This is a genomic window from Streptomyces sp. NPDC050560, assembly GCF_044457285.1.
In the GTDB taxonomy this organism is placed as follows: domain Bacteria; phylum Actinomycetota; class Actinomycetes; order Streptomycetales; family Streptomycetaceae; genus Streptomyces.
The window spans coordinates 148,218-168,086 of sequence record NZ_JBITGT010000006.1 but is presented as its reverse complement, the minus strand read 5'-3'; the positions used below and the strand labels follow the sequence as shown (position 1 = coordinate 168,086).

Annotated in this window: 17 protein-coding genes; 9 read left to right on the top strand and 8 right to left on the bottom strand. The window is 72.6% G+C overall.

The features are described from left to right. Positions 1-14: 14 nt before the first annotated feature. Positions 15-1,121 carry a mechanosensitive ion channel family protein gene (locus tag ACIBIW_RS15465; RefSeq protein ID WP_399336150.1) on the bottom strand — a complete coding sequence of 369 codons (1,107 nt, stop codon included), beginning with the start codon at positions 1,119-1,121 and terminating at the stop codon, positions 15-17. Positions 1,122-1,164: 43 nt separating this feature from the next. Here ACIBIW_RS15465 and ACIBIW_RS15460 point away from each other — a divergent pair, with 43 nt between their 5' ends. Beyond that, positions 1,165-1,734, top strand: a complete 570-nt coding sequence (locus tag ACIBIW_RS15460; RefSeq protein ID WP_399336148.1) for a dienelactone hydrolase family protein — start codon at positions 1,165-1,167, stop codon at positions 1,732-1,734. Between the two features lie 67 nt (positions 1,735-1,801). Here the strand turns inward: ACIBIW_RS15460 and ACIBIW_RS15455 are convergent, their stop codons facing one another. The 3 genes from ACIBIW_RS15455 to ACIBIW_RS15445 form a co-directional block, all read right to left on the bottom strand. Beyond that, positions 1,802-2,620 (bottom strand): thioredoxin domain-containing protein, encoded by an 819-nt coding sequence (locus ACIBIW_RS15455; RefSeq protein WP_399336146.1) that lies wholly within the window; start codon positions 2,618-2,620, stop codon positions 1,802-1,804. Between the two features lie 82 nt (positions 2,621-2,702). Then, positions 2,703-3,413: a hypothetical protein gene (locus ACIBIW_RS15450; protein ID WP_399336144.1), complete on the bottom strand. Its 711-nt coding sequence runs from the start codon at positions 3,411-3,413 to the stop codon at positions 2,703-2,705. Between the two features lie 184 nt (positions 3,414-3,597). Then, positions 3,598-4,926, bottom strand: coding sequence for a DUF2252 domain-containing protein (locus tag ACIBIW_RS15445; protein ID WP_399336143.1), 1,329 nt, complete (start codon positions 4,924-4,926; stop codon positions 3,598-3,600). Between the two features lie 300 nt (positions 4,927-5,226). Between ACIBIW_RS15445 and dnaE the strand changes: the two genes are divergently transcribed. Then, positions 5,227-8,778, top strand: a complete 3,552-nt coding sequence (gene dnaE / locus ACIBIW_RS15440; RefSeq protein WP_399336141.1) for a DNA polymerase III subunit alpha — start codon at positions 5,227-5,229, stop codon at positions 8,776-8,778. 118 nt (positions 8,779-8,896) lie between these two features. On the opposite strand, the gene ACIBIW_RS15435 is transcribed toward dnaE, so the two are convergent. Further along, the gene (locus ACIBIW_RS15435) at positions 8,897-9,052 is read right to left on the bottom strand and encodes a hypothetical protein (RefSeq protein ID WP_399336139.1); all 156 of its coding nucleotides are present in this window, start codon (positions 9,050-9,052) and stop codon (positions 8,897-8,899) included. A gap of 371 nt (positions 9,053-9,423) precedes the next feature. Between ACIBIW_RS15435 and ACIBIW_RS15430 the strand changes: the two genes are divergently transcribed. The 4 genes from ACIBIW_RS15430 (at position 9,424) to ACIBIW_RS15415 (ending at position 13,449) form a co-directional block, all read left to right on the top strand. Continuing rightward, positions 9,424-10,677 carry an NYN domain-containing protein gene (locus tag ACIBIW_RS15430; RefSeq protein ID WP_399336137.1) on the top strand — a complete coding sequence of 418 codons (1,254 nt, stop codon included), beginning with the start codon at positions 9,424-9,426 and terminating at the stop codon, positions 10,675-10,677. Positions 10,678-10,771: 94 nt separating this feature from the next. Next, positions 10,772-11,794: an ABC transporter ATP-binding protein gene (locus ACIBIW_RS15425; protein ID WP_399336135.1), complete on the top strand. Its 1,023-nt coding sequence runs from the start codon at positions 10,772-10,774 to the stop codon at positions 11,792-11,794. Positions 11,795-11,843: 49 nt separating this feature from the next. Next, complete coding sequence (locus ACIBIW_RS15420; protein WP_399336133.1) at positions 11,844-12,671, top strand: ABC transporter permease; 828 nt, start codon at positions 11,844-11,846, stop codon at positions 12,669-12,671. Between the two features lie 34 nt (positions 12,672-12,705). Then, entirely contained in the window at positions 12,706-13,449 is a 744-nt protein-coding gene (locus tag ACIBIW_RS15415; RefSeq protein ID WP_399336131.1) for a hypothetical protein, read from the top strand. 43 nt (positions 13,450-13,492) lie between these two features. On the opposite strand, the gene ybaK is transcribed toward ACIBIW_RS15415, so the two are convergent. The 3 genes from ybaK to ACIBIW_RS15400 all read right to left on the bottom strand — a co-directional run bounded on the left by ybaK (position 13,493) and on the right by ACIBIW_RS15400 (position 16,467). Continuing rightward, on the bottom strand, positions 13,493-13,999 hold the full coding sequence (ybaK, locus tag ACIBIW_RS15410) for a Cys-tRNA(Pro) deacylase (RefSeq protein WP_399336129.1): 507 nt from the start codon (positions 13,997-13,999) through the stop codon (positions 13,493-13,495). Between the two features lie 40 nt (positions 14,000-14,039). After that, positions 14,040-14,780 (bottom strand): LON peptidase substrate-binding domain-containing protein, encoded by a 741-nt coding sequence (locus ACIBIW_RS15405; protein WP_399336127.1) that lies wholly within the window; start codon positions 14,778-14,780, stop codon positions 14,040-14,042. A gap of 172 nt (positions 14,781-14,952) precedes the next feature. Continuing rightward, on the bottom strand, positions 14,953-16,467 hold the full coding sequence (locus ACIBIW_RS15400) for an oxidoreductase (protein ID WP_399336712.1): 1,515 nt from the start codon (positions 16,465-16,467) through the stop codon (positions 14,953-14,955). 359 nt (positions 16,468-16,826) lie between these two features. Here ACIBIW_RS15400 and hisD point away from each other — a divergent pair, with 359 nt between their 5' ends. The 3 genes from hisD to hisB are packed head-to-tail and all read left to right on the top strand — an operon-like array spanning position 16,827 to position 19,866. Continuing rightward, positions 16,827-18,149 carry a histidinol dehydrogenase gene (gene hisD / locus ACIBIW_RS15395; protein ID WP_399336125.1) on the top strand — a complete coding sequence of 441 codons (1,323 nt, stop codon included), beginning with the start codon at positions 16,827-16,829 and terminating at the stop codon, positions 18,147-18,149. Beyond that, positions 18,128-19,261, top strand: a complete 1,134-nt coding sequence (locus ACIBIW_RS15390) for a histidinol-phosphate transaminase (protein ID WP_399336123.1) — start codon at positions 18,128-18,130, stop codon at positions 19,259-19,261. The genes hisD and ACIBIW_RS15390 overlap by 22 nt, the downstream gene beginning before the upstream one ends. Next, the gene (gene hisB / locus ACIBIW_RS15385) at positions 19,258-19,866 is read left to right on the top strand and encodes an imidazoleglycerol-phosphate dehydratase HisB (RefSeq protein WP_399336121.1); all 609 of its coding nucleotides are present in this window, start codon (positions 19,258-19,260) and stop codon (positions 19,864-19,866) included. Before ACIBIW_RS15390 ends, hisB begins: the two co-directional genes overlap by 4 nt. Positions 19,867-19,869: the final 3 nt, after the last annotated feature.

The window sequence follows — 19,869 nt, the reverse complement described above, 5'->3', positions numbered from 1 at the left end:
CGGCGGTGGCCTCCTCAGCCCAGGCCCGCGCGGGGTATCCGCCCGTCCTTCGTCAGCAGGTCGCGGGGGCGCTTCTCGGGCGCCGCCGTGGGGGCGGGGGCGGTCGCCACCCGGGGCAGGGCGTACGGGTGGTGCTCCGCGAGCCAGCGGATCAACTGCTCGCGCACCGTGACCCGCAGCGACCAGATGTCGTTCGCGTCCTTCGCGGTGGCCACCGCCCGCACCTCGATGGTGGTGGGCGTGGTGTCGGTGACCGCCAGGCTCCAGTCGCGGCCGTCCCAGGCCGGGCACTCCCGCAGCAGCTCGCGCAGCTTGGTCCGCATCGCGTCGACCGGGGCGCTGTGGTCGAGCTGGAAGAAGACGGTCCCGGTCATCTGGGCGCCGCCGCGCGACCAGTTCTCGAAGGGGCGGCTGGTGAAGTACGACACCGGCATGGTGATACGGCGCTCGTCCCACGTCCGCACCGTCAGGAACGTCAGCGTCACCTCGTCGATCACGCCCCACTCGCCGTCCACCACCACGGTGTCCCCGATCCGCACCATGTCGCCGAACGCGATCTGGAACCCGGCGAACAGATTGCCCAGCGTCGACTGGGCCGCGATGCCCGCGACGATGCCGATGAGACCCGCCGACGCCAGCATCGACGTCCCCACGCTGCGCATCCCCGGCAGCGTCAGCAGCATCGCCGCCGCCGCGATCACCCCCACCACCGCGGTGACGATCCGCATCGTCAGCGACACCTGGGTGCGCACCCGGCGCAGCCTCGCCGGATCGTGGGAGGCCGCCGCGTACTTCGCGTACGACGTCTCCACCGCCGCGGCCGCGATCCGCACCACGAGCCAGGCGCCCGCGCCGATCAGGACCAGCGTCAGCAGCCGTCCGATGTCGTCCTCGTGCCCGTCGAGGGCGTGCCAGTGGATCTGCCGGAACGACCCGCGCAGCGACGCGCCCAGCATCACCAGCAGCAGCGGGGTGCGGCAGCGGCGCAGTTGCTCCCACAGCGGGGTCTCGCGGTGCCGCTCGGCGGCACGGCGCAACAGCAGGTCGGCGGCCCAGCCCACGAGCAGGGCGATCAGCACGCTGCCGCCGACGACGAGCAGCGGACGCAATACGTTCTCCATGCCCTGCGCCTAACCGGGACACCGCTGCTGACACGATGGCGTGATGAATATCCTGCTCCTGCACTCCACCTACGGCAGAAGGCCCGCCGTCGAGGCCGCGGCGGAGCGGCTGCGCTCGGCCGGGCACGAGGTCACCGCGCCCGATCTGTTCGAGGGCCGCACCTTCGAGGACGTCGAGGAGGGGCGCGAGTACCGGGACGCGACGGGCACCGAGGAACTGCTGCGCCGCGCGGTGCGCGAGGCGGCCCCGCTCTCGGAGCGCGGCCTCGTCTACGCCGGGTTCTCGCTGGGCGGCGCGCTCGCCCAGAACCTGGCGCTCGGCGACGAACGCGCCCGGGGGCTGCTGCTCCTGCACGGCACCTCCGACATCGCGGAGGGCGCCACCGCCGACGGCCTGCCCGTCCAGCTCCACGTGGCGGAGCCCGACCCGTTCGAGCCCGACGACTGGCTGAGCGCCTGGTACCTGAACATGCGCAGGACCGGCGCCGACGTGGAGATCTTCCGCTACCGCGGCGCCGGGCACCTGTACACCGACCCGGCACTGCCCGACTACGACGAGGCCGCCGCGGAGGCGACCTGGCGCACCGCGACCGGCTTCCTCGACAGCCTCTAGCCACGACGGCCGGGGCGGACCGCGGGCCCGCAGGCCCCCGGTCCGCCCCGGTGCGCGGGGTGCCGGGTCAGCCCTTGAGGGCCTTGTCCATGGCCGTGTTGTACTCGTCGACCGTCATGGGCGCGTTCTTCCCGTCGGAGCCGACGACCTTCTTGCCGTCCATCACCAGGCTCGGGGTGCCCGAGACGTCGTCCTTGTTGTCGTCGAAGACCTTGGACATGGTGAGCGCCCACTTGTCGTACGTGCCGTCCTCGACGTCCTTCTGGAACGCCTTGTTGTTCTTCAGCGCGTCGACGGTGTTCGCCACCTTGATCAGGTACGAGTCGTCCTTGAACTTGTCCTGCTGCTCGTCCGGGTGGTACTGCTTCGAGTACAGCGCCGTCTTGTACTGGGTGAACGCCTCGGGGCTCACGTTGAGCGCCGCGCCGAGCGCGCTGAGCGCGTTCTTGGAGCCCTCGCCCTGGTCGTTGTTGTCGATGAACGTGGCGCCGATGTACTGGATCTTGTACTTGCCCGCGTCGAGGTCCTTGGTGACCGTGGGGCCCACGGTCTGCTCGAAGGACGCGCAGATCGGGCAGCGCGGGTCCTCGTACATCTTCAGGGTCTTCTTGGCGCTGTCCTTGCCGATGGTCACCGTGGTGCCCTCGGCGCCCGAGGTGTTCGCCGGCTTGACCAGCTTGTCGTCCTTGGCGGCGTCCCAGTACGACGGCTTGTTGTTCTGCACGACGGCGTAGCTGACGCCGCCCGCGATCGCGAGGACGGCGACGATGGAGGCGCCGACGATGACCTGCCGCTTCGCCTTGGCGCGCTTGGCCTGGCGGGCGCGCTCCTCCCGCAGCCGCTCGCGGGCCGCGTTCTTGGCGCCCTTGCTGTTGCGCTGGCTCATGGGTGTGTTCTCCGTGTGAAGGCGCGCAGTCGCACTGCGCGGGATACGTGGGGTGGGGTCGGTGTGCGCGGCGCGCGGTCGCTCAGCCGAGGGCGGCCGCGGCGGCCGCGGCGCGCGGGGGACCCCGCCGTCCCACGGAGTGCACCCACAGGCGGCTTCTGCCGCCGAGGGGCCGGTGTGCGGTGCGTACCGGCAGGGCCTGGCCTTCGGGCGCGGCGGCGGCGACCGCGGCGACCGCGAGCAGCAGCGGCCGGAAGGTGGCGGCGGCCACCGCGCACAGCAGTTGGACCAGCGCGCGCTCGCCGCGCCGCAGCCATGCCGCGGCCAGCAGCCCCACCGCAAGATGCGCCGCCAGCAGCAGCCAGGCGGCGGTGGCGTCGGTGTGGGCGAGCAGCGCCGCCGTCCTGCCGTCGTCGCCTACGGCCATCCCGGCGAGCGGGGTGCCGACCGGGCGGCCCCCGCAGAAGACGTCGAAGCCCACGGAGCGCAGCGGTCCCGTCACCGGGCCGCCCGCGGGTCCGTAACAGGCGTGCTGGCCGGTGGTGAACAGGGTGTCCGCGGCCAGTTCGAGCGGGATCAGCAGGCCCGCGATCGGCCCGAAGCCCCGCTCGCGGCCCGCGAGCGCGTAGGCGGCGGCGAACACGGCGAGCGCGGCGGCGGCCACCGTGAACGGCGGCAGCGGGGCCCGGGACAGCAGCACGTGCGACGCCGCGGACAGCGTCACGACGAGCGCCGTGAACAGCGCGGCGCGCACCGTCCTGGGCGTCGTCCTGGCTATGTCCGCCGTGGTCAAGGGCCGAAGTCTCTCCGTGTGGGGGCCGGGGCCCCGGCGGTCGCGCCGCCGGGACAGAGGTCTCGCCGCCGAGTGTGGCACGGCGGCGCGTAGGACGCCGCTAAAGCGATCCTATGAGTTATGCGATCGAGCCGTCCGCACCCCGGGCGGGCGGCAGCGTGCCCGCCCGCCCGAAGGCCGGGTGTCACAGGCCGGGGATGCGCCCGTTGCGGAAGAGGTCCACGAAGACCTGGTGGTCGGCGCGGGCCCGGGAGCCGTAGTCGTGCGCGAAGTCCACCAGCACGTCGCCGAAGCCCTCCTCGTCGGCCGCGATCGCCGCGTCGATCGCGCGCTCCGTGGAGAACGGCACCAGCTCGAAGTGGCCGCTCTCCTCGTCCGCCGCCGCGTGCATGGTGGCGGTGGCCCTGCCCAGGTCCGCCACCACGGCCGAGATCTCCTCCAGGTCGTCGATGTCCGACCAGTCAAGGTCGACCGCGTACGGCGAGATCTCCGCGACGAGCTGCCCGCTGCCGCCCAGCTCCGTCCAGCCGAGCCACGGGTCCGCGTGCGCCTGCAACGCCCGCTGCGAGACCACCGTGCGATGGCCCTCGTGCTGCCAGTAGTCGCGGATCGCGGAATCCGTGATGTGCCGCGAGACCGCCGGTGTCTGCGCCTGCTTCATATAGATCACGACGTCGTTCTCCAGCGCGTCGCTGTTGCCCTCAAGCAGGATGTTGTACGAGGGCAGCCCCGCGGAGCCGATGCCGATCCCGCGCCGCCCCACCACGTCCTTGACCCGGTAGGAGTCGGGACGGGCCAGCGAGGACTCGGGCAGCGTCTCCAGATAGCCGTCGAAGGCGGCGAGGACCTTGTAGCGGGTCGCCGCGTCCAGCTCGACCGAGCCGCCCCCGGGCGCGAAACGGCGCTCGAAGTCCCGGATCTCCGTCATCGAGTCCAGCAGCCCGAAACGGGTCAGCGAACGGGCGTCACGCAGCGCGTCGAGCAGCGCGCCCTGCGCCGTGTCCAGCGTGAACGGGGGCACCTCGTCCCGCTTGGCACCGGCGGCGAGGGAGTGGACGCGCTCGCGGTAGGCGGCGGCGTAGGTCCGCACCAGACCCGTGATCTGCGCGTCACTGAGCGCCTTCGCGTAGCCGATCAGCGCGACCGAGGCCGCGAAGCGCTTCAGGTCCCAGGTGAAGGGGCCCACGTACGCCTCGTCGAAGTCGTTCACGTTGAAGATCAGCCGGCCCTGGGCGTCCATGTACGTGCCGAAGTTCTCCGCGTGCAGATCGCCGTGAATCCACACCCGGGCCGTCCGCTCGTCCAGGTACGGGCCGCCGCGCTTCTCGGCGTCCAGGTCGTGGTAAAAGAGGCACGCCGTGCCGCGGTAGAACGCGAAGGCGGAGGCGGCCATCTTCCGGAACTTCACACGGAAGGCGGCCGGATCGGCGGTCAGGAGTTCCCCGAACGCGGTGTCGAAGACGGCGAGGATCTCCTCGCCACGCTGCTCGGCGCTGGACTGCGTGACCGGCATTGCTGGGTGCCTCCTGGAGGGGTGCGGGTACCGAAGGGAAACGGGGCGCGCAAGGCCGTGCACGGCCGACCCGCCCCCGGCTTACTCAACGGGCGAACCTACTGCCGAGTGCCCTGCCTCCGAAGCATTCGGGACACCGGTGACGGGCGGGCGCGCGGGCCGGCGGGAGGAGAATGACCGCAACGCGGCGGCACCCGAAAACACCGGGCCCCGCATGCTGGACGCCCCCGCGTGGAGTCGTAGGGTTTCAGATGGCCCCTGGGCCCCCGCCGTCCCGTCAGCCCCCTGGAGGACCCCGCCGTGGCGTCATCGTCCGACAAGCCCCCGTTCACGCACCTGCACGTGCACACCCAGTACTCGCTGCTTGACGGGGCGGCGCGGCTGAAGAACATGTTCGACGCGTGCGGCGAGATGGGCATGACGCACATCGCGATGACCGACCACGGCAACCTGCACGGCGCCTACGACTTCTTCCACCAGGCGAAGAAGTCGGGCGTGACACCGATCATCGGCATCGAGGCGTACGTGGCGCCCGAGTCGCGGCGGGTCAAGCGGAAGATCCAGTGGGGCCAGCCGCACCAGAAGCGCGACGACGTCTCCGGCTCCGGCGGCTACACCCACAAGACGATCTGGGCGGCCGACAGGACGGGTCTGCACAACCTGTTCAAGCTCTCCTCCGACGCGTACGCGGAGGGCTGGCTCCAGAAGTGGCCCCGTATGGACAAGGAGACGATCTCCCAGTGGTCCGAGGGGCTGATCGCGTCCACCGGCTGCCCCTCGGGGGAGGTGCAGACCCGGCTCAGGCTCGGCCAGTTCGACGAGGCCGTGCAGGCCGCCGCCGACTACCAGGACATCTTCGGCAAGGGCCGGTACTTCCTTGAACTGATGGACCACGGCATCGACATCGAGCACCGGGTCCGCGACGGCCTGCTGGAGATCGGCAAGAAGCTCGGCATCCCGCCGCTGGTGACCAACGACTCGCACTACACGTACGCCCACGAGGCCACGGCGCACGACGCACTGCTGTGCATCCAGACCGGCAAGAACCTCTCCGACCCCGACCGCTTCCGCTTCGACGGGACCGGTTACTACCTGAAGACGACCGACGAGATGTACGCGGTCGACTCCTCCGACGCCTGGCAGGAGGGCTGCCGCAACACCCTCCTGGTCGCCGAGCAGATCGACACCAGTGGGATGTTCGAGAAGCGCGACCTGATGCCGAAGTTCGACATCCCCGAGGGCTTCACGGAGGTCACCTGGTTCCAGGAGGAGGTCAGGCGCGGCATGGAGCGCCGCTTCCCCTCCGGCGTCCCCGACGACCGGCAGCGGCAGGCCCAGTACGAGATGGACGTCATCATCCAGATGGGGTTCCCCGGCTACTTCCTCGTCGTCGCCGACTTCATCATGTGGGCGAAGAACAACGGCATCGCGGTGGGCCCGGGGCGCGGCTCCGCGGCCGGCTCCATCGTCGCGTACGCGATGGGCATCACCGACCTCGACCCGATCGAGCACGGACTGATCTTCGAGCGGTTCCTGAACCCCGAGCGCATCTCCATGCCCGACGTCGACATCGACTTCGACGAGCGCAGGCGCGTCGAGGTCATCAGGTACGTCACGGAGAAGTACGGCGCCGACAAGGTCGCCATGATCGGCACCTACGGCAAGATCAAGGCGAAGAACGCCATCAAGGACTCCGCGCGCGTCCTCGGCTACCCGTACGCGATGGGCGACCGCATCACCAAGGCGATGCCCGCCGACGTCCTCGGCAAGGGCATCGACCTCGACGGCATCACCAACACCCAGCACCCCCGCTACTCCGAGGCGGGCGAGGTGCGGGGGATGTACGAGAACGAGCCCGACGTCAAGAAGGTCATCGACACCGCCAAGGGCGTCGAGGGCCTGGTGCGGCAGATGGGCGTGCACGCCGCCGGCGTGATCATGTCGAGCGAGCCGATCATCGACCACGCCCCGGTCTGGGTCAGGCACACCGACGGCGTCACCATCACCCAGTGGGACTACCCGAGTTGCGAGTCGCTCGGCCTGCTGAAGATGGACTTCCTCGGCCTGCGGAACCTGACGATCATGGACGACGCCGTCAAGATGGTGGAGTCCAACAAGAACACCAAGCTCGACCTGCTGGCCATCCCGCTGGACGACCCGAAGACGTACGACCTGCTGTGCCGCGGCGACACGCTGGGCGTGTTCCAGTTCGACGGCGGCCCGATGCGCTCCCTGCTGCGGCTGATGAAGCCCGACAACTTCGAGGACATCTCCGCCGTCTCGGCCCTCTACAGGCCGGGCCCCATGGGCATGAACTCGCACACCAACTACGCGCTGCGCAAGAACGGCCAGCAGGAGATCACGCCGATCCACAAGGAGCTGGAAGAGCCCCTGAAGGAGGTCCTCGGCCTCACCCACGGCCTGATCGTCTACCAGGAGCAGGTGCAGAAGGCCGCCCAGATCGTCGCCGGGTACTCGCTCGGCGAGGCCGACGTGCTGCGCCGGGTGATGGGCAAGAAGAAGCCCGAGGAGCTGGCGAAGAACTTCACGATCTTCCAGGGCGGCGCCCGCAAGAACGGCTTCAGCGACGAGGCGATCCAGGCCCTCTGGGACGTCCTGGTGCCGTTCGCCGGATACGCGTTCAACAAGGCGCACTCGTCCGCGTACGGCCTGGTCACGTACTGGACCGCGTATCTGAAGGCCAACTACCCGGCCGAGTACATGGCGGCGCTGCTGACCTCGGTGAAGGACGACAAGGACAAGTCGGCCGTCTACCTCAACGAGTGCCGCCGCATGGGCATCAAGGTGCTGCCGCCCAATGTGAACGAGTCGGTGTCGACCTTCGCCGCGCAGGGCGACGACGTGATCCTCTTCGGCCTCTCCGCGGTGCGCAACGTGGGCACCAACGTGGTCGAGTCGATCATCCGCAGCCGCAAGGCCAAGGGGAAGTTCACCAGCTTCCCCGACTACCTGGACAAGGTGGAGGCCGTCGTCTGCAACAAGCGCACCACCGAGTCCCTGATCAAGGCCGGCGCCTTCGACCAGCTCGGCCACACCCGCAAGGGCCTCACCGCGCAGTACGAGCCCATGATCGACAACGTGGTGCAGATCAAGCGCAAGGAGGCCGAGGGCCAGTTCGACCTGTTCGGCGGGATGGGGGAGGAGGGCGCCGAGGAGTCCGGTTTCGGCATGGACGTCGTCTTCACCGAGGAGGAGTGGGAGAAGACCTACCTCCTCGCGCAGGAGCGGGAGATGCTCGGGCTCTACGTGTCCGACCACCCGCTCTTCGGCATCGAGCACGTCCTCACCGACAAGGCCGACGCCGCGATCTCCCAGCTCACCGGGGGCGAGCACGCGGACGGCGCGGTCGTCACCATCGGCGGCATCATCTCCGGGCTCCAGCGCAAGATGACCAAGCAGGGCAACGCCTGGGCCATCGCCACCGTGGAGGACCTGGCCGGCTCCATCGAGTGCATGTTCTTCCCCGCCACCTACCAACTGGTCTCCACCCAGCTCGTCGAGGACGTGGTGGTGTTCGTCAAGGGCCGCCTCGACAAGCGGGAGGACGTGCCGCGGCTCGTCGCCATGGAGCTGAGCGTGCCCGACCTGTCCCACGCGGGTGCCAACGCCCCCGTGGTGATCACCATCCCGACGGTCAGGGTGACCCCGCCCATGGTCAGCAGGCTCGGCGAGATCCTGAACCACCACCGCGGCAACAGCGAGGTCCGCATCAAGCTCCAGGACGCCCGCAAGACCACCGTGCTACGGCTCGACCGCCACCGGGTGCAGCCCGACCCGGCGCTCTTCGGCGACCTCAAGGTGCTCCTCGGGCCCTCCTGCCTGGCCGGCTGATTAGGCGGAGCCGGACGCGGCGAAGGGGCGGGGCCCGGACTTCCCGGGTCCCGCCCCTTCGTGCCGCCCCGCGCCCGGCCCGCCCCACACCTCACCCGGGCCGCACGCGCGCGGCAGGTCAGTTGTGGCCGAAGCGGCGCTGCTTGCGCGGGGCGCCACCGGACGCCATCGGCTCCGGCCCGCCCTCGCCCTGCGTCTTCTCCTGCGCGGACCGCCCGCCGTCCGCGCCCTGCTCGGGACGGGTCGCCTGTTTACGGTTCTTGTTCTTGGCCATGGTGATCTGCCTCCCGGGGATCTCGGGGCCACGATCAGATTCACATAGGGTGGTAAAGGGTGCACTTCGGAAAATAACCCTGCGTGACGGTCGGGTGTGGTGGCTCGGGGTGGTCCGGGTTCCCGGCGTCGTCCCTCGCCGTCCGTCGCCGTGCGTCAGGGGAAAGCGGCACGTGAGTGCGAGGGGTACACCGGCCGTGTCCGTCCCGGTACCGGCCGGTATGCGCCACGCCGAAGATCGAGTTCCGGCCGTTAACACCCGTACGGTCGGGCAGACTCGTGGGAAACCGTCATGCACCCGCTCGCGGCGGGGTGCACGGGAGCACCCGGCGGGCGACCGTCACGACGCCAGAGGGAGAGAAGGTGGATCGCGTGGACCGCTGCATTGTCCTGGTGGACGCCGGATATCTGCTGGGGGCCGCGGCCAGCCTCCTCGCGGGGGAGCCGTCCAGGTCCCGCATCACCGTGGACCACCCCGCGCTGGTCCAGGCCCTGCGGGACCGGGCCGAGGCCGAGACCGAGCGCCCCCTCCTGCGGATCTACTGGTTCGACGGCGCCCCCGACCGCGTGCCGCAGCCCGAGCACCGCAGGCTGCGGGTGATGCCCCGGGTGACCGTACGGCTCGGCGCGCTCACCCGCAGCGACGGCCGCTGGGCGCAGAAGGGCGTCGACGCCGCCATGCACGCCGAGCTGACCGAACTCGCCCGCAACGGCGCCTGTTCCGATGTGGTGCTCGTCACCGGCGACGGCGATCTGCTGCCCGGCATGATGGCCGCGAAGGAGCACGGCGTCGCCGTCCACCTGTGGGCCGTCCAGGCCGCCGACGGCGACTACAACCAGTCGGAGGACCTGGTCGCGGAGGCCGACGAGCGCCGCGTCCTCGACCGGGCCTGGATCACCGGAGCGGTACGGGCCAGGGACTTCGGCGGGGTCTGCGCGCCATCGCCCGTGCCCCGCCCCGAGATCGCCGCGATCCTCTCCGCGCCGCTGCCCGAGTCCACCCTGGCCCCCTCGCCGCGCGCCGCTCCCGCGCAGCCCCCGCGCGAGACCCCGCCGCCCGAACCCGCCGCCGCCCGGGACAACGGCACCCAGGACAGGGCGGCCCCCGGCAAGGGCGTGCCCACCCCCAAGGACCTCGCCGCGCTGCACACCCCCGCGGGCCCGCCCGCACAGCACCAGCCGGGCGCCACCCTGCGCTGGTCATCCGACAAGGGCTGGGTCGAACGCCCCGCCGCGGAGCCCCCCGAGGCCGCGGGCCTGCCCACCCTCGCCCAACTCACCACCGCCGAGCAGCGCTGGGCCGACCGCGAGGAGGACATCACCACCGTGGGAGGCGACCCTTTCGAGGTGGGGCAGGTCTTCGCCCGCCGCTGGACGGCCCGCCTGCCCGAGAGCATCCCGCTGCGGAAACTCGCCGACATGTACCCCCGCATCCCGCACCGGGTCGACGGGGAACTCCTGCGCTACGCGGCCAGGTTCGGCCTGCTCGCCCACAAGGACGACCAGATCGACGAGCATGACCGCTACGCGATCAGGGCCGGCTTCTGGCGCGAGATCGACACCAAGTCCCCGACCCCCGCGGCCCCCGAAGGACCCGCCGCGCCCCCCGGCCCCGCCACGGGCTGACCGCGCGCGCCGCACCGGCGCCGGGACACGCGCGAACCGGCCCGCACGGCCCCGCTCTCCGCCGCCCGCCGCCGACCACGTACGCTCGTACACCGTGAGTACCCGCACCGAACCGGCCTGCCACGGCGGCGACGTCGTCTGTGCGGTGCGGGATCTGGTCAAGACCTACCCCGCCGCACGCGCCCGCCGCGGTGTGCCCGCGGTGCCCGCCGTGCGGGCCACCGACGGGGTGCGCCTCGACATCCGCCGCGGCGAGGTCTTCGGCCTCCTCGGACCCAACGGCGCGGGCAAGTCCACCCTGGTGCGCCAGCTCACCGGCCTCATGCGGCCCGACAGGGGCAGTGTCACCGTCCTCGGACACGACATCGTGGGCCACCCCGAGCGCGCCGCACGCCTCCTCGCCCACCTCGGCCAGGAGTCCACCGCGCTCGACGAGCTGACCGTCGCGCTCGCCGCCGAGACCACCGGCAGGCTCCGCGGCCTCGGCGCCGCCGCGGCCCGCGCGGAACGGGACGCCGTGCTCGCCGAACTCGGCCTCACCCCGCTCGCCGCCCGCCCGCTGAAGAAGCTCTCCGGCGGCCAGCGCCGCCTCGCCTGCGTCGCCGCCGCCCTGGTCGGCGAGCGGCCGCTGCTCGTCCTCGACGAGCCCACCACCGGCATGGACCCCGTCGCACGGCGCGCCGTATGGGCCGCCGTCGACCGGCGCCGCGCCGAGCGCGGCACCACCGTGCTGCTCGTCACCCACAACGTCATCGAGGCCGAGACCGTCCTCGACCGCGTCGCCGTCCTCGACCGCGGCCGCGTCGTCGCCTGCGACACACCCGCGGGGCTCAAGGAGCGCGTCGCCGGCGAGGTACGCGTCGAACTGATGTGGCGCGAAATCGCCCCCCTCGACATCCCCGAGGTCGCCGCCCTGCGCTCGTCCGCCGTCGAGTCCGGACGCCGCTGGACCCTCAGGCTCGCCCCCGAGGAGGCACGCGCCGCCGTCGCCGCCGTCACCGGGGGCGCCGCCTTCGCCGCGCTCGACGACTTCACCGTCACCACCCCCAGCCTCGAAGACGTCTACCTGGCCCTCGGCGGCGCCGGCAGCGACGCGGACGGGCTGGTGAAGGCATGACCGCAGGACACGGCCGCCAGGCGCCCCCCGCGCAGAACAGGAGCAGCGCATGGTGAGCGCCGTACCGATCAGGGCCGCCGACCGTGGCGCCCCCGGGGAGCCGGGGCCCGCCGTGAGCGCCCCCGCGCCGCTCGCGCCCCGCGCCCGGCTGCTGCCCGCGCTCGCCGCCGTCTACCGCGCCCAGCTCTCCCGCGCCCGCGTCGCCCGCATCCCGCTGCTGTTCGTCGCCACCTTCCAGTCCGTCGGGATCATGGTCCTGATGCGGGGCGTGGTGGATGGCGGCAGCGACGCCCAGTCCGTCGTCGCCGGCTCCGCCGTGCTCGTCGTCGCCTTCGTGGCCCTCAACCTCCTCGCCCAGTACTTCGGCAGGCTCCGCTCCGACGGCGGCCTCGACCACTACGCCACCCTGCCGGTGCCGCCCGCGGCCGTGGTGCTGGGCGCCGCGGCGGCCTACGCCTCGTTCACCGTGCCCGGCACCGTGGTGACCGCCGGGGTCGGCTGCGCCCTCTTCCAGCTCCCGGTGGCCCACCTGTGGGTGCTCGCCGCCGTCGTACCGCTCGCGGGCGCGGCGCTCTCCGGGCTCGGCGCCGCGCTCGGGCTGCTCGCGCCCCGCCCCGAGCTGGCCACCCTGCTCGGACAGCTCGGCATGTCGGCGGCGCTGCTGCTCGGCGTGCTGCCGCCCGAACGGCTCCCCACGGCTGTCCAGTACGCGCGCGACCTGATGCCGTCGACGTATGGTGTCGAGGCGTTCGCGCGGACGTTCGGCCGCGGCACCGACTGGGCCGCCGTCGGGCTCGACCTCGCCGTCCTCGCCGGGGTCGGGATCGTCTCGCTCGCCGTGGCCACCTGGGCCTACCGGCGGGCAGCGGTCCGGTGACGCACGCCACAGGCTCGTTTGACACGATGTGAGGGTGACCGCTCCGTTGACTCCAGCGCACCAGCAGCCCCCGTACGACTCCCGGCAGGACGCGGACGCCCCCGGCGCCGTGTCGCTCCGGAAGTCCCCCGAGGAGGGGGAGGAGGGTCCCGGCATGAGGACCGAGGCACGACAGTCCGCCGTGATCTTCTTCGCGGTCGCGGTGGGGGGTGTGCTGCTCGGGCTGCTCTGGCTCTGGCTGTCCCCCAGAATCCCCCTGATAGCCGACTCCCGCGCCGTCTATCTCAAGGACAGCGAGGGGGAGCAGGCCATCGGGGTGGACGGCACGTTCACGCTCGTCGCCGCGGGGCTCGGGCTGCTGAGCGCGCTCGCGGTGTTCCTTGTCAGGCGCCGCGGCGGGGTGCTGATCGTGGTGGGCCTGGCGCTCGGCGCCCTCGCCGCGAGCGTGGTCGGCTGGCGCCTCGGCCTCGCGCTCGGCCCCGAGCAGGACGTCGTGGCACACGCCAAGCACGTCGGCCGGGGCGTCGCCTTCGACGCCCCCCTCGAACTCAAAGCCAAGGGCGCGCTGCTCGCCTGGCCGCTCGTGGCGATGCTGGCCCACCTCGGGCTGACCGCCGCCTTCGGGCCACGCGACCCCGAGCCCGCCCCCGCCTTCTACCCCGTGCCCACCGCCGGGCACCCCGGGCACGAGGGCGGCGCGGCCCCCCACGACGCCCCCTACGGCCGCGACCACGGCGAGCAGGGCCCCGGCGAGCAGGGCCCCGAGCGGCCCTCCTGACACCACGCCCCCGCGCCGCGGGCCCGGTCCGCGCGAGAGCCGCTCAGACCCGGCCCACCGGCGCCACGACCGCCCCGGTCAGCGACCGCAGGTCCGCCGGGGCCAGCTCCACCTCAAGCCCGCGGCGGCCCGCCGACACACAGACGGCGGCGTGCTCCGACGCCGACGCGTCCAGCACCGTCGGCAGCCTCCTGCGCTGCCCCAGCGGCGAGATGCCGCCGCGGACGTAGCCGGTGGCGCGCTCCGCTGCGGCAGGGTCCGCCAGCACCGCGCGCTTGCCGCCCACCGCCGCCGCCAGCGCCTTCAGGTCCAGCGTGCCGGCCACCGGCACCACGGCCACCGTCAGCGCCCCGTCGACCTCCGCGACCAGCGTCTTGAAGACCCGCTCCGCGGCCACCCCCAGCGCCTGTGCGGCCTCCTCGCCGTACGACGGGTGCGCCGGGTCGTGCGCGTACGCGTGCACGGTGTGCGCCACCCCCGCCGCGGCCAGCGCCACCGTCGCCGGGGTACCGCCCGCCCTGGAGCCCTGCCCCGACTTCTTCCTCGCCATCGGACATCCCCTCCCGCATCGCCCGCCCGGGTCCGCCGCCTCAGTTGAGGCTGGTGGGCTCCCGGGTCAGCTCCACCGCGGGCAGCGACGGCAGATGCCGGATGACGGCGGTCTCCGCCCGCAGCACCCGCAGCTCGTCGCGGAGCCTGGACGCCGTGTCGGGCGCCTGGAGCAGCCGCTGCTTGGTGGGCGTGTCGAGCATCGCGGCCGCCGCCACCAGGTACGACACCACCGCCGGGTCGTCCGGCAGCTCCGTACCCGTGGACAGCGAGCGCTCCCTGGCCCCGGCCAAACGCTTCTGGTACGAGCGAAACGCCCGCAGCACGCCCTCGGCGAGCGCCCCCGCCTCGTCCCCCGGCTCCTCCGCCAGCTCCTCCAACTCTGCCGTCAGGAAGGAGCCCGAGGCGTCCACGGAGCGCAGCCGCACCCGGGTGGTGCCGGTCGCCAGCACCTCGAAGCTGCCGTCGGGGCGCTCCCGCACGGTGGCCGCCTCGGCCGTGCAGCCGACGGCGTGGAAGGCGGCGGCCGGATCGTCCCCGAAGCCCGCGGTGGGGCCGCGGTCCTCCCGGGACGTGCTGTCCGGCATGCCCGGCGCGCTCGGCGCCACCTCATGGCCGTCGCGGATCGCGACGACGGCGAACCTGCGGGGCTCGCCCTCCGGGGTCTTGAGCAGTTCGCGCATCATCGCTCGGTACCGCTCCTCGAACACGTTCAGCGGCAGCACGAGGCCGGGGAACAGCACCGAGTTCAGCGGGAACAGCGGAAGACGGACGGTGGTCACGAGCCGAAAGCCTAACGGTGCCGCGCACCCACGCCACCACGACGCCCGGCCGAACCGCACCAGGACGCCCCCACGCGGCCCCTCCAGGCCCCGCCCGCGGGGCCGCCGCCCCGGGCCCGCCGCCCCCTGAACCCGCCACGGGCCCGCACCCGGCCGGCCCCCGGGACCCGCCTCAGCCCCGCCTGAGCAGCCGTGTCGCGCCCGCCGCCACCGTGGTGGCGAGAATCCAGCCGAGCCCGATCACCGCGGCCGCCGCCCACTGCCAGCCGCCGTGCAGCCGCCAGTACCCGTCCTGGCCCAGGTCGATCACCGGGATCAGCAGGTCGAGCGCGAAGAGCGGCGCGTTCCAGTCGGGGTGCTCGTCGCCCTGGATCGGCGGATGGTCCGCGTGCGAGAACGCCACCGTGCTCGCCGCCCACAGCACCGCCATCCACAGCGCGGCACGCCCGGGACGGTAGCCGTACGCCACCGTCCAGTCCTGCACGTACCCCCAGACCTTCCCGGCCACCGGCAGGGTCTCCCGGCGGCGGCGCTGCTTGGCGAGCAGCACCTCGCGCGCGAACGCGTCGTCGCCGTGGTCGCGCAGCACCGACGCCAGCCGCTCGTACGGCTCCGGGCTGTACTCCGGCGTCGCCGCCTCGATCCACCGCAGCCGCTGCGCCAGCGAGAACGCGTCGTCCGGGATCAGGTTCTCGTACCGGAAGCCGTTCATCCTGAGGCCCCCGGCGCGCGGCCAGCTCGTCGGCTTGTCGACGAGGTTGGCCACCCGGGCGCCGGAGAGCGTCACCTGCCCGCGCTCCGGCCGGTCGCACAGGAACCGCAGCTCAGGGGTCTGCACCCGGCGCAGCGACAGGTACTGGTCGTTGTGCAGGAAGAACCGTGCGCGCTCCAGGTCGAGCGAGTCCCCGAACCTGCCGTCGTCGAGCCTGACCCCGCCCCGGCACTCGAAGCGCTGCACCCGGGTCCCGCGCGCCGGGGTGCGCCCGCTGCTCTGCGCCGGGTCGGTCAGGCTCGCCGGGGTCATGTACACCGTGCGCTCGACGGTGAGCTGGGGCGCGTTGAGCGCGTACTTGCCGTAGTCGTGGGCGAGTTGGGCGCCGCGCAGATTGAGCGAGCCGCCGATCTGGGCGCCGCGCAGGCTCACCTCGCCGTGCGACTCCATCAGCTCGCCCTGGAAGTCCTGGCCCACGGTCATCCCGTCACCCATGACCGACTGGATGCGGGTGCCGCGGTGCACCACCGCCTGGTTGAACATCAGGTCCGTGCCTATGTGCGCGTCCGTCAGCCGTATGCCCTGGTGCACCCGGCAGCGCGGCAGATGCAGGTCGCCCTCCGTGTGCAGCCGGGCCGCCTCCACCCGCGGGAGCGAGCAGTTGACCATCCGCAGCGTGGTCAGCCGGGCCTCGGGCAGCAGCAGCTTCTCCTCGAAGCGGCAGTCGGCCAGCTCCACGTACGGCACCACGATGCCGCCCGCGAGATCGAGCGTGCCGGTGATCTGCACCCCGCGCAGCTTCAGCGAGGACACCCGCCCCGCCAGCGCGGGCGGCCCGTCGAGCAGCAGCCAGGCGACGATGCGCGCCCGCACGCTGCGCTCGGGGCCCCAGGGGTGCCCGCCGTGCGGCGCGTCGATCTCGGGGTCGCCGCGCCTGGCGTCGAACAGGCTCCCGTTGCGGAACGCCTGCCACATGCGGACCTCGGGGTCCGTCAGGTCGTCCGGCGGCTCGCCGGTGCTGCCGTCCACTGCTTCGTGTCCCTCCGCTGCACCGCTGCACGGCCCCGTGCCAAGGCCCCGTACCAAGGTCCCGTACGACCTTTGGAGGACCATTAGTACTAGGCGGCTTCGTACAACCTCATTCCCGGTGGGGGGAGGTCCCGAACTCCCGGGTCGCCGCAACGTGATGGTTCTCGGTCGCCCGAGGATTCTGGGCCTGCCTGTGGCGATGAAGGAAGCCTTGCGGGACGGGATGGGGGAGAGGGGGCGGGGGCGGTGACCAGCCAGTGATACGGGCGTCATGTCATGCGCCGGGGTCTGAGAGAATCGGGCATGTGATCTCCCGAATCGATATGCGCGGCGCCGCCCTCCCGGACGGCGCGGCCCTGCGCGACCTGCTGCCCCGAGCCGAGCTCGACGTGGAAGCCGCCCTGGAGAAGGTGCGGCCCATCTGCGACGACGTGCGGCATCGCGGCTCGGCGGCGGTCCTCGACTGGGGGGAGAAGTTCGACGGGATCAGGCCCGACGCGCTCCGGGTGCCGACAGGGGCGCCCGCCGAGGCGCTCGCGGCGCTCGACCCCGGGGTGCGCGCCGCCCTGGAGGAGTCCATCAGGCGCGCCCGCCTCGTCCACCGCGCACAGCGCCGCGCCGAGACCACCACCCGGGTCGTCCCCGGCGGCACCGTCACCGAGAAGTGGGTCCCCGTCTCCCGCGTCGGCCTCTACGTGCCCGGCGGCCGCTCCGTCTACCCGTCCTCCGTGGTCATGAACGTCGTGCCCGCACAGGAGGCCGGCGTCGGCTCCATCGCCGTCACCTCCCCGCCGCAGAGCGGGTTCGGCGGCCTCCCGCACCCCGCGATCCTCGCCGCCTGCGCCCTCCTCGGCGTCGACGAGGTCTACGCCGCGGGCGGCGCCCAGGCCGTCGCGATGTTCGCCTACGGCACCGCCGAGTGCCCCCCCGCCGACCTCGTCACCGGGCCCGGCAACGTGTACGTGGCCGCCGCCAAGCGCCTCCTCAAGGGCCGTATCGGCATCGATGCGGAGGCGGGGCCCACCGAGATCGCCATCCTCGCCGACGCCGGGGCCGACCCGGTGCACGTCGCCGCCGACCTGATCAGCCAGGCCGAGCACGACCCGCTGGCCGCCTCCGTCCTCGTCACCGACGCGCCCGCGCTCGCCGACGCCGTCGAGACCGAGCTGGCCACCCAGGTCGCCGCCACCAAGCACGTCGCCGACCGCATCGGCCCCGCGCTCGCCGGGAAGCAGTCCGCGATCGTCCTCGTCGACGGCGTCGACGAGGGGCTGCGCGTCGTGGACGCCTACGCCGCCGAGCACCTGGAGGTCCAGACCGCCGACGCCGCCGCCGTCGCCGCGCGCGTGCGCAACGCGGGCGCGATCTTCGTCGGCCCCTGGTCTCCCGTCTCTCTCGGCGACTACTGCGCGGGCTCCAACCACGTCCTGCCCACCGGCGGCTGCGCCTGCCACTCCTCGGGCCTCTCCGTGCAGTCCTTCCTGCGCGGCATCCACATCGTCGAGTACGACGAGGACGCGCTCGCCGAGGTCGCCCACCACGTCGTCGCGCTCGCCGACGCCGAGGACCTGCCCGCGCACGGCGCCGCCGTCAGGGCCCGCTTCGGATGGCAGGTGCCAGGCGCGTGACCCGCATCGACGACCTGCCGGTACGGGACGAGCTGCGCGGCAAGTCCCCCTACGGGGCGCCCCAGCTCGACGTTCCCGTACGGCTCAACACCAACGAGAACCCCTACCCGCTGCCCGACGCCCTCGTCGACCGCATCACCGAGCGGGTCCGCGAGGCCGCCCGCGACCTCAACCGCTACCCGGACCGCGACGCCGTCGAGCTGCGCACCGCACTCGCCCGCTACCTCACCCGCACCTCGGGCCACGAGGTCACCACCGCCCACGTCTGGGCCGCCAACGGCTCCAACGAGGTCATCCAGCAGCTCCTCCAGACCTTCGGAGGCCCCGGCCGCACCGCCCTCGGCTTCGAACCCTCGTACTCGATGCACAGCCTGATCGCCCGCGGCACCGGCACCGGCTGGCGGGCCGCGCCCCGCCGCGCGGACTTCTCCCTCGACCCGGACACCGCGACCCGCGCGATCACCGAGCACCGCCCCGACGTCGTCTTCGTCACCAGCCCCAACAACCCCACGGGCAACGCGGTACCGGCCGAGACCGTCCTCGCCGTCCACGACGCCGCCCAGGCCGTCAAGCCCACCGTCGTCATCGTCGACGAGGCGTACGTCGAGTTCAGCCACGGCACCTCGCTGCTGCCGCTGCTCGCCGGGCGCCCGCTGCTCGTGGTCTCGCGCACCATGTCCAAGGCGTTCGGCGCCGCCGGGCTGCGCCTCGGCTACCTCGCCGCCGACCCCGCCGTCGTCGACGCCGTCCAGCTCGTACGGCTGCCGTACCACCTCTCGGCCGTCGCCCAGGCCACCGCACTCGCCGCCCTCGAACACACCGACACGCTGCTGAAGTACGTGGAGCGGCTGAAGGCCGAGCGTGACCGGCTCGCCGCGGAACTGACCGCCCTCGGCTACGACGTCACCGCCTCCGACGCCAACTTCGTCCAGTTCGGCCCGTTCGAGGGGCCCGACGGCGCCCGCCGCTACTGGCAGCGGCTGCTCGACCACGGCGTCCTCGTCCGGGACACCGGCGTCCCCGGGCGGCTGCGGGTCACGGCCGGAACCCCCGAGGAGAACGACGCGTTCCTCGACGCGGTACGCGCACTCAAGAAGGAGCACAGCGGATGACGCCCCAGCACCAGGAGCGCACGGCACGCGTCGAGCGCACCACCAAGGAGACCTCGGTCAGCGTCTTCCTCGACCTCGACGGCACCGGCCGGGTCGACGTGTCGACCGGCGTCGGCTTCTTCGACCACATGCTCGACCAGCTCGGCAGGCACGGCCTGTTCGACCTCACCGTGAAGACCGACGGCGACCTCCACATCGACACCCACCACACCATCGAGGACACCGCGCTCGCCCTCGGCGCCGCCTTCCACCAGGCACTCGGCGACAAGGTCGGCATCTACCGCTTCGGCAACTGCACCGTCCCCCTCGACGAGTCCCTCGCCCAGGTCACCGTCGACCTCTCGGGACGCCCCTACCTCGTGCACACCGAGCCCGAGAACATGGCCCCGATGATCGGCACCTACGACACCACGATGACCCGGCACATCCTGGAGTCCTTCGTCGCCCAGGCCCGCGTCGCGCTGCACGTCCACGTGCCCTACGGGCGCAACGCCCACCACATCGTCGAGTGCCAGTTCAAGGCCCTCGCCAGGGCCCTCAGATACGCCAGCGAGCGGGACCCGCGCGCCGCCGGGATACTCCCCTCCACGAAGGGCGCCCTCTAGGCC